The sequence below is a fragment of the Candidatus Micrarchaeota archaeon genome (genome assembly GCA_021163225.1).
In the GTDB taxonomy this organism is placed as follows: domain Archaea; phylum Micrarchaeota; class Micrarchaeia; order Anstonellales; family JAGGXE01; genus JAGGXE01.
The window spans coordinates 23,853-33,878 of sequence record JAGGXE010000052.1 but is presented as its reverse complement, the minus strand read 5'-3'; the positions used below and the strand labels follow the sequence as shown (position 1 = coordinate 33,878).

The 10,026-nt window shown below is 45.0% G+C and carries 8 protein-coding genes; 4 read left to right on the top strand and 4 right to left on the bottom strand.

Annotated elements, in window-relative coordinates:
- From J7K41_03815 to J7K41_03805, 3 genes are all read right to left on the bottom strand, one after another.
- A partial coding sequence (locus J7K41_03815; protein ID MCD6549803.1) for a hypothetical protein occupies positions 1–569 on the bottom strand: 569 nt, incomplete at its 3' end.
- Positions 566–1,126 carry a hypothetical protein gene (locus tag J7K41_03810; GenBank protein ID MCD6549802.1) on the bottom strand — a complete coding sequence of 187 codons (561 nt, stop codon included), beginning with the start codon at positions 1,124–1,126 and terminating at the stop codon, positions 566–568. The genes J7K41_03815 and J7K41_03810, both read right to left, overlap by 4 nt.
- 87 nt (positions 1,127–1,213) lie before the next feature.
- Positions 1,214–1,720 (bottom strand): hypothetical protein, encoded by a 507-nt coding sequence (locus J7K41_03805; protein ID MCD6549801.1) that lies wholly within the window; start codon positions 1,718–1,720, stop codon positions 1,214–1,216.
- A gap of 150 nt (positions 1,721–1,870) precedes the next feature.
- On the opposite strand from J7K41_03805, the gene J7K41_03800 reads away from it, so the two are divergent.
- From J7K41_03800 to J7K41_03790, 3 genes are all read left to right on the top strand, one after another.
- A complete protein-coding gene (locus J7K41_03800) occupies positions 1,871–2,461 on the top strand; it encodes a hypothetical protein (protein ID MCD6549800.1) in 591 nt (196 codons plus the stop codon).
- 243 nt (positions 2,462–2,704) lie between these two features.
- Positions 2,705–5,500 (top strand): hypothetical protein, encoded by a 2,796-nt coding sequence (locus J7K41_03795; GenBank protein ID MCD6549799.1) that lies wholly within the window; start codon positions 2,705–2,707, stop codon positions 5,498–5,500.
- Between the two features lie 11 nt (positions 5,501–5,511).
- The gene (locus tag J7K41_03790; GenBank protein ID MCD6549798.1) at positions 5,512–7,851 is read left to right on the top strand and encodes a hypothetical protein; all 2,340 of its coding nucleotides are present in this window, start codon (positions 5,512–5,514) and stop codon (positions 7,849–7,851) included.
- Positions 7,852–7,884: 33 nt separating this feature from the next.
- Here the strand turns inward: J7K41_03790 and J7K41_03785 are convergent, their stop codons facing one another.
- The gene (locus J7K41_03785) at positions 7,885–8,907 is read right to left on the bottom strand and encodes a transcription initiation factor IIB (GenBank protein MCD6549797.1); all 1,023 of its coding nucleotides are present in this window, start codon (positions 8,905–8,907) and stop codon (positions 7,885–7,887) included.
- Positions 8,908–9,512: 605 nt separating this feature from the next.
- Between J7K41_03785 and J7K41_03780 the strand changes: the two genes are divergently transcribed.
- A complete protein-coding gene (locus J7K41_03780) occupies positions 9,513–9,995 on the top strand; it encodes a hypothetical protein (GenBank protein MCD6549796.1) in 483 nt (160 codons plus the stop codon).
- Positions 9,996–10,026 lie beyond the last annotated feature (31 nt).

Genomic DNA, 10,026 nt, shown 5'->3' with positions numbered 1-10,026 from the left:
CCGTCCAGAGTTGTAATGTTTCTGTCCACTTCAAAATACAGTTGAACCGTCCATGGGTCGACCTGTATAAAGGAGAAGTTTCTGGGCTGACTGAGGGAACAGTTCAGACCGAGCGCGTTACACGATGTTTCAACCTTGCTGACGAACCCGTTGAACGTATACTCCTTCTTTTCTTCGGGTGTGTACTTAAGCGCATCATTGTCGGTAAAAAGGTTTTCTTCGGCAGTGCCGTTCATCATCAACATGTATATAGATTTGTTTACATTGGCAACATCTTTATGATCCAGCGGTCCGCCAATGGTTGTCGGCAGGTCTCCACCCTCTCTCAAAGGATGGTCAACCGTCCAGTTAGCGAGTTTGTACAATGCGTAGTAAGCGGACCTGTTGGAGAACCGTGTGATCACTTCTTCGTTCAACAACTGCATACCTTGGGACACAACATAGTATTTCATAGATTGCGATATCTGTTTCTCTTTCTGCTCCTGGGCCTGCGCCCACAAAGTAACCGCCGTGACCACAAAGAACATCACCACCAACATCGTCAGAGTAAATGCAAACCCCTTTTTCATACGCAGATCACCAACCGTAACAATCTATTCTCTAAAGAACCCGGTTCGAAAACCGATTCCGGTGTGGCGCAGGGTGTCCATTCACCGGTGCATCCGTTGTACCCGTACTGCTGATCAGTTGACGGAGGTACAGAATCTTCAACTACGATGAACGGTAATGTGACTTTAAGTTTTGCAAAATCATCGCATCCTAGATGGGTATGTTCGCTTCCTTCCAACCTCTTTTTCTCGCACACTAAATCCCAGGAGTCGGTATCGTTGTTGTACTCTTCAATCCTGAATGCATACTGTACAGGGATAAAATTGCGGACAAGGTTGCAAGCCCCCTCAGGAGAAGAATCCAGTTGCGAGGCAAACTCCTCCATATACGTCCGGTTTGCTGAATATTCGGCCCTGCTCATGGTTTCTATGGTATCCCTTCCTATCAGATACATCTGTCTGTATTCATCGTAATAACCGTACGGTTTGTTAACGAATGCAAACAATGTGGCTATGACAACCATGGCAAGCATGAACGCTACGAATGCATCAAACGAAAAGGCAAATCCTCTACCCATGTTCAAAATTTAAAAGGAAGGTTATTTAAAATTTACTACAAAACCGCACCCGTGCGTTCACCGATGGACTCTTAGGACATCCAAAGGTCAGTCCTCGATGATCCTATCGAAGAAAGCCTTCTCCACCCCAACATTGTTCTCAATCGACCGTTGTATGATGCTTTCAAACCCCGTACTTTTACAGATAAAGAATCCTCTAACTTTTCCGTTCTCGTCAAAATCTGGGACGAGAAACTCGTTGTCCGCAGTATCATAATTTTTATCCTTTGTATAACCTACTTTTACACCGACAACTCCTGAGACATTTTTTACAGTGATGACCAGAAAATCCACCTTTTCTGTTTTGTTACTGTTTTCCAATGATATTAAAGACAACTTTATTCTCTTAGGACGAGGTCTTTTTGAAGCCATGAACATTCTGTAGGCAAAATCGTTCTCAACTTTCTTTCGCCGATGTAACGAATGAACATAGTATTTGGGATGTGAGAATTTGACCCGATGAGGTTTGATGTCTATAGGCACGGTATCCCTCCTCTGGTTTACCATACCTTTTCCGACACCCAACCTTTTCACATCATAATATCCGTACATCATCTACCACCCTATTTATATATAATACATTTGTTATATATAAATATTGTGGTTGTGTATGGTAAACTATGGCAGTAACGGAAAAGTAATCGGAAATTGGAAGATATTGGTCTTACTTACACCTTTAAATATGTCAAATTATAGATGATACACATGAAAGACGTTCGGACATCTGAACAAAATCCAAAAAGAAAACAAACTAAAAAGTCTGGTCGAAAGATGATTAGAAAACTTGCTACCTTTGCTGTGCTTCTGTCCACGATTACAGCAGCATATCCTGAGATGCATCCGGCGGTTAGAAAGGTCAAAGAAAGTATGGAATCAAAAGGCAAAACAGAACAGGTAGAAAAACCACACATATCATGGAAGGAGTTTTCAGATCATCTTAAGATTTATGAACGCGACCCGCTCTTATCCGCGACGTTCATCGGCGATCATTTCTCTGAGATAGACGATTCGCTTAAACAGGAATATTTTAACAGGGTGATCAAACTCTATGACAAAACCAATAAAGATAATCCCAGCATGGCGTTCATGGGGATGTGTGAATTTATTGAGAAGAACTTCCATCTGCTAACAGAAGAGCAAGCCAGGGTCGCCTTTGAGAGGGCGATAGAATATGGGACAACAGCAATGAACAGTTTACCGCTGGACCTTACAGAACTCAGGACATCCTATCGTGAAGGAATAGATACATTGAGGGCCATCTACAAACGGTTGTTTATGAAACAACAGGAAAAATAGGAGGTTTTAGCATGGAAGTAAAAACAAAAACGACCAAGGAAGATGTAGAAAATCATTCCCAGTTAGTAAGAGAAAAAGCACTGAAGATATAGACCTTTACGTGTCGGAATCCACGGACCGTCTGCTGACCGTATCTATGAAAGAATCTTTTGAATAATAGAAGAGGCAAAAAAGGTGTAACCATGGATGAGCACGAGGATAAATTTATATTTGAAGACCTGTCTCAATATATCGGTGTTCCTAATGGGACGTGTTGCGAAAGGTGTCGATGTTAAATATACGGTAACAGTGGTCACTATACTTCTACTGATCGCTACGGTTAACAGTGTATCGACAGAACTCTTTCCGATGATCAGGCACGAAGACGGAGAAACGCATCTCATAGTCAAACTTGTGAGGGCAAACGAGTCGATGACATACGAGGATTATCTTATAAATCCCTACAGCAGATACATTCCCATTCCGTCCATGAACATAACGGTAAGCATAATAAACAGTTCTGGAGAATATCCAGTACCCGGATGTGCACCAGGAATAACCAATGCATCCGGCGAGGTTGACTGCGTTGTCCCTGTTGACAGGCCGGATGTGGCAAGCATCAGAATAAGGTTTGACGGGTACGGAGATTACGAACCGTCCGAAAAATTGATAAGGTTACCGCATACGCAACTCGTTCTGGTCAACGCTAAGAACCTCGGAGATATCCTCAACGACGTCTTTCAGAATCCCAATATCGTGCCCGCATGTGTGGGCGTTCTCATCATACTCGGTTTATTGTTCGCGGCGATGTTCTATTCAGGGGATAACCCGTTTGCAGTGTTCGATATCACCTCACCAAAACTCCCGGGTCCGTTACCCAAGGCAGACATGGGAAGTAGAATTGAGTTGCCGAGTGCGGCTGGTCTGATAAAATCGCGGAAAAAGGTTAGGAAGGCGTTGAAGGCGTTACGTGCCGTCGGTATAGGTACTGTGCTCAAGAATGCATATAAACACGCATACAAAACTGCCAGAAGCGGACGGGAAAGGAGTCTTATAGAACGGATAAAAAGATCCGGTTTATCGCCGGTGGCAAAGATATACATGCTGAAACTCCTATTCGCAAAACGGTATAAAGATGTTGTGATGATATTAGAAGGTAAGCGAAAACTCCCGAGCAGTGAAGTCTTGGCAGACATGGTGTCGGATAAAAAGCTTGACGAACTGATAATAGAATCACGCGGGAAGAGTTACCGACAACTTCTTGATCTGTTGAACAGGAAGACCAATGCCTATATCGTGAGCAAAGCAGAATATGAAGAAGCATTATCAAAATACCGGGAGATGACAAGGGGATTACCGAGATGGGTGAGAATGGTTGAAAAGGTACCTCTTATCGGAACGATGGTGATGCATTCTTCCTACGTGAAGATGCATATCGCCAGAAAAGAGGCCATCGAAAGCGCTAAAGAGTTCGGAAGGCGGGCTGCACATGCTCCATCTACGTTAGCGGTTGCTCTGGAAAGACCTATGAAGATGCCGCCCGCATACATTGAGGAAGCAATCAAAGAACTATCCAACCCTACAGAGGTCGTGAACGATTACTATAGAAGAACTGCTGATGTGGCAGCATCTTTCCTGATCCGACATGTTCGGGATGAGACAGCAAAGAAATTCGTGGAACATAGGCTCAGAACAATACTTGCAGACCCGACTACCAACGAATTCGAAAAGGCGGAAGAAGTGCTCAAACTTATGGAAAGCAAAACAGTGTTGGAAACGTTATCGCCGACTCAGAAGAAGACGGTTAACTTGGTGCGCACCGCGTTAACGAACAGTCTCCACAACGTCAGAAACATCGAGACATCTGAGACGAACCCGCTTGCCGCATACGTCAAAGTAAACGAGTATATGAACAGACAAACACAGGAATGGAACTGGATGTTTGAGCATACCGTCCCGAAAGGCACAAGCACTGCTAAAGTCAACAGAATGGTAAAAGAAGCAGAGAAAGAGGGATTGGAAATAGATAGGGAGATGTTTGCATCTCTTATAACACTCGGGACAAGAATGCGTAGGGAGATACAGCAAGTACTGTTCGATTCGGCAGACGTTTTTCAACCTTTACCAGACCCTTATGAATACCTGTACATAAAAACCAACGCATCGCAGATAGCCAAGGAAACGTTTGAGTCAACAGGTAAACCTTACGAAGAGGCGTTGAAAGAGATAGAGAAGGAGATCAAAAGGATGGAACAACAGATAAAGATTAACAGGCCACATATGGTAAGAACGATTACCGATGTTGAGATAGCCAACAGGTTACGTGCCGGCGGAACGGTTAACATCGATTTGATAAGAAAGGATGTTGAAGAGAGGTTTAAACGGTGGACTGCCAAAGACGAAGTACTGGAGAAGTATTATACAACGCTACAGAACACCTACCGACACTCTTACCAGGCACACGAATCGGAGGTCAACGGAGCGGTGAACATCATTAAGGCGTACTATAACGCGTTAGAAAAGACAGGATTGAACAATATACCTGTGGAAGGGGATAAATCGTTGAGCGAGATATTCGAAGAGATTAAAGAGAAAACGAAAGATGAGAGGAAAGCGTACCTCAGGTTTGGAGCGATGTACTCGGAACACGCGGATGAACTGTTCGAAGAACATTTCGAAGACAGGATGTTGACAGAAGAGTTGATGACGAAAAAGCCCGGTAAGATAAGGAGTGCGCCGAAGGTTAAGGACGTGCTTTCAGAACTGCCGTACTATTTATCAATGTCCGGTGAAAGAATACTTGTAAACCCTGATGAACAGATACCGCCGAAACTCGTATTCAGACCTGAACGGCTGACACCGAAGTATAAACTCACTCTTCTCTCTCCTAAAGATAGGACGGTCCGTCTGATCCCTGGCGAAAGGTTGGACTATTCAAAGGCTATCGGTCACGCTGCCAGATACAGGTATCTCGGAGAAGTGTGGCTCGATGAGAGGGACATCTCCAAGATCATCCACATGCTCAGGAAAGGTATAATATCGATGTCTGAGATTGAATAAGGTGTTTTATAATGAGACGGTCGTCGTTAGCTTTAGCAACAGTTCTCTTTACACTCCTGGTCTTCGTTTCCGGATGCACGGAAGGTCCGGCAACGTTGCCGGAGATCAACACCTCTTTGGGGTATGAGACAGGGACTACAACTCTAAAGACGGTGGAATGGAGGAACATCTCAGATATAATGACGGACGTATGCACAGATACAGGGAGATGCGTAGTGCTCGGTTGTACCAATAAGTCCGGCTTCTTCTTATGGAGGTGGCTGGGTCTATCGGAAACCACACTCAAAGGTGAGAGATGCGATTTCGTCACCTGTTCGGGATGCAACGATGTCGGGGAAGATTGTATTGAAAACTGTTTGGACGACTACGGAGGTGTACCGATAAATTTCATGGTGGGCGAAGGGTCCTCCTTCGGGGAAGCGATATACGCGGCATGGTACCTCAACTACTCATTTGTCTCGGCTGTCAAATGGCTCGAACCGGACAACGAAACAGTATTCATACTTCCGAAAAGGGAACGTGCGGAAACCGCCCTCTATTTCAATAAAATACCCGTGTACGTAGTCCCGCCGATCCAACCCCATGTATTACGCGATGATTACATCGGTAGGGTTGAATCTCTTGCTTTCATAATGTCCGCTAACGATACGGTGGGATGGGATGAACCTGTCGGACCTGTCATGATCGTGTTACGCGTGCCGGATAACCCATCCAACGACGATGTATGGACTGTCAGACGCGCCGCTGAACATATCAAACGCATATGTCCGACCTGTCTTGTAGGTGTAATGCCGCCGTTGATACCCTACAACCAGTCATGGCTGAATTCTACAGATAAAGAGGTGTCGGATTACGTACTGAACGTTACGGTCTACGGCAGGGACCCGAACACTCATAACCTACCCGAACCGTGCGCTGATTGGAACGGAATCATGAACGAAACAAACTGTGTGGATTTCATAGCCGACGGTGTGATACTGAACAACCTGAAGGAATGCGACGGGTACTACGCGGCTAAAGAGGTGATGATCAGGTCGCGGATGCGTGTGAAAACCTTCCATAAACCGACATTTCTCCTTTTCGTCGGCGGCAGACCGGGAAACAATACCTTTAACACGTGCAACTGGACAGACCAAACAATAGCTCATACGTACAACATATTTTATCATGATATTCCGAACCTTGTTGCGAGCGGCGTGTTCGGTATGCATGTCTGCAACTTCAACGAACCCTATAACAACAATCCATATTGTAACGTATCCGGGTTTGGGGTGTTCAATCAGTACTTCGGAGCCGTGGACGGGAGCGATCCGACGCAGATAAGAAGACTTCAGGCCACTGCATGGTTGGTCAACCATTACGGGTATTATACAGAAAAACTGCTGAAAACGGGTTCTACGGAAATACCGATATCGATGGTCTCGGAAGTAGTGTTCCCGTGGAACGGGTTCGGTCTCTCCTGTTATCTTCATACTGGGCTTGGTGCATCTGTGATAGATGTATTCTACGGGTCGGTTAAACCGCCTGCAGAAGCAACATATTCGTACAACGATTCTATACTGGATGACGTTCTGTTACCGATGGGCAACGATTTCATCGCATCACATAAATGGAACGGTACGTTCATGCCGTGCGATGTTCACGATGATCCGCCATCAAATCTGAAGAATGCGATGAGCGGGTCACCGGCTCAAAGTATAGGGGCTAGACACGATGATTATATTGACAATTATATCGCACCAGAGAGGGGGTCGGGTATTGCGGTGTGCTCTTTGACTCTTAGGGACTACGATGATAAGGGGAACTACCTAGTAGTAGAATCGGACAGGTACGATGTTGACCCCTTCCTCATGTACGCAATCCATAACATAACAGGTGATGACTATCCGGAGATAGGTAGAAAAATGGCAAACCTGTATCACGAAGCGTTCTCGTACGTCCTTGACAACGCAGAGAATGACGGACTCGATTTTGAAGATATAGGATTGGATGAAAGAAAAGATAGGGACTGGGTGATCAATTATCTTGCGGTCTACGGATACGTCAACGGCGAATTAGAAATGGAAGACCTGATCGATGAGTTCTTCTCACGCAGAGGGACGGGTGTTCACGACGGTTGCGGTAGTCCGGACAAGATCAAAAGATTTCTCTTCAACACAGATTGCAGAAACGTTGTGAGGAGTTATTCCGGTACCGCCGGTGACGTGTTTGAGGACCCTGACAAGATCATCGCCTTGTACTATGCCTATGTTGACAAACACGGTGAAGGATGTTACAGTTACTATCCGGATGACCCGGACAGTGGTTATTACAAGCAGTGTTTTGAAGAGAGAGACGATGCGGTAGATTGAAAGAACAGGAACAAAAAAAGAAGAATACAGATGTTAAAGTTCTACTTTCAGTTTGAGTTCCTTCTTAAGCTCCCTGTACCGATTCCTGATCGTTACTTCTGTCACACCCGCCACGTCCGCAACCTCCTTCTGCGTCCTTCTCTCACCCATCATAGCACTGGCTATATACACGGCCGCTGCCGCTACGCCGGTAGGCCCCCTACCCGATATCAGTCCTTTACGCATGGCTTTCTTAAGCAAAGCGATCGCCTTCTCCTGCACCTTGCCGGATAAACCTAGTGCGGAACAGAACTTCGGCACATAACTGGCCGGGTCTGTCAACGGAACGTTCAGATTCAGTTCTCTTCTCAGGAAACGATAAGCACGACCTATTTCCTTCTTCTCGATACCTGAGACCTGTGCTATCTCGTCAAGCGTCCGCGGAATTCCCTGCATCCGACACACCGCGTACACTACCGCAGCCACAACGCTCTCGATAAGCCGTCCCCTGATCAGTTCTGCTTTGACGGCCTTTCTGTAAAGAAGCGCCGCCGTCTCCCTTGTGCTTTCGGACAGTCCGAGATACGATGCTATACGGTCCAACTCGCCGAGAGCGATGGTAAGATTACGTTCCATAGGGCTTGCCACGGACGTCCTCTTATGCCATTTCCTGATCCTATGGAGTTGAGCCTGTTTCTTGGGAGATATCTTAGCACCACGAATATCCCTGTTGTATTGGTCGATCTCTGTCACCAAACCTTTGTTCGGACGCATGTATCTAATGGGTGCACCACCCCTCGCACGCCTCTCCCTTTGCTCACTGTCAAACGCACGCCACTCCGGACCGAAATCAATGATATGGTCACTTACCACATATCCGCAGTCACCACACACGACCTCTCCCCTCTCATAATCTATCTTAATGTTGGTGCTACCGCAGACAGGACACTGCATTTCTTCGGACACGTGCTTTTTAGGTGTTTTGGGAAGAGACCGTGACTTTGCAGAAGAAGATTTGGATTTGGTTGATTTCGTTTTAGACCTCCTTTTTGCAGAACCGCTCCTCGATGAAGCCATAAACCCACCTCGCATAAAAGAAAGTTTTATAAAAGTTTGTGAAACGATCATTTAAAAATCTTTCTATTATTTAAACCTTTCGCACGCTTAAGTATGAAGTGCGATTGTGAATAAATGTTGATTAACTCAATGTAGAGGATTACGTTTTATACCGCTATCCTTGGTCTCATCTTCATTCTCCCATCCGTACTTATGTCTCCCAGATAACCAACCCGTATACCTCTCTTTTTACTTCGTCTTCGAGTCATGGATTAATTTCATAAAGAATTATTCACAAATACGATCTGGAGAGGTTACCAAATGACCGTAAAGGCATGAATCAGAAAACAATAAAGCAATATTTATTAATGTGTGTCAGTCAGCAATATCATGCATAAACTTTTTACTGTGATCATCTGTGTCCTTCTGATAGCTTTAACCTATGCCGGTGCATCGGGAGGCGTACCGAGTGGATCGGCGAGGGTGCAAAGGAGAGGAGAGATTAATCTCACCTATTTCAACGAAGATAACATCCCGTTCCTTTTGAAGAACTCTACGGAGAGGACGAAGAGGTGTGGGTCTTTGATATTGAAGGAGAAGGTTATCCTTATACCAGTTATTTTCACATGCCGTTGGATACGCGTGTTTCGGTTGATACAGTCGATGGAGAAGCGTATAAAATGTGGAACAGATGTAACTCACCGTACAATTGCAAATGGGAGATTCGTAGAAACATCAGAACGTCCCCGGAAGTATTAGAGGCATTATGGAAAATGGGATCTCATCATTTTATCAGACATTACTTTAACAGATACAGTTTTTTTCTGGTAATAAAACCTAAGGATGCCGATGAGATGGATATCGGGGAATGTGTTGAACCTGCGAGCAGGATGGAAAACGGTAAGTCGTTCTTTTATGTTGCAAACCGAAAACATTACGATGGTGGAGAGATACAGATCTACCGAATAACTGTTGTCCCGGACGTAAATATTGCAAGACTTAACGGGAATGAATATCGGGGGAATATTTCTTTTTCTTATGCTGTTGAAGTGTTCCCAAACCGTGTTGAGGTCAGAGGAAAATCCTATGTACCTTTTTCCATCTATTAATGGAAATGTGTCTGATAGTCATAACAGTAAT

Bases quoted from the DNA above. Each gene is read 5' to 3' on its own strand.
- J7K41_03810 (MCD6549802.1), bottom strand. From the start codon at position 1,126: ATGGGTAGAGGATTTGCCTTTTCGTTTGATGCATTCGTAGCGTTCATG.
- J7K41_03805 (MCD6549801.1), bottom strand. From the start codon at position 1,720: ATGATGTACGGATATTATGATGTGAAAAGGTTGGGTGTCGGAAAAGGT.
- J7K41_03800 (MCD6549800.1), top strand. From the start codon at position 1,871: ATGAAAGACGTTCGGACATCTGAACAAAATCCAAAAAGAAAACAAACT.
- J7K41_03795 (MCD6549799.1), top strand. From the start codon at position 2,705: ATGGGACGTGTTGCGAAAGGTGTCGATGTTAAATATACGGTAACAGTG.
- J7K41_03790 (MCD6549798.1), top strand. From the start codon at position 5,512: ATGAGACGGTCGTCGTTAGCTTTAGCAACAGTTCTCTTTACACTCCTG.
- J7K41_03785 (MCD6549797.1), bottom strand. From the start codon at position 8,907: ATGGCTTCATCGAGGAGCGGTTCTGCAAAAAGGAGGTCTAAAACGAAA.
- J7K41_03780 (MCD6549796.1), top strand. From the start codon at position 9,513: ATGCCGTTGGATACGCGTGTTTCGGTTGATACAGTCGATGGAGAAGCG.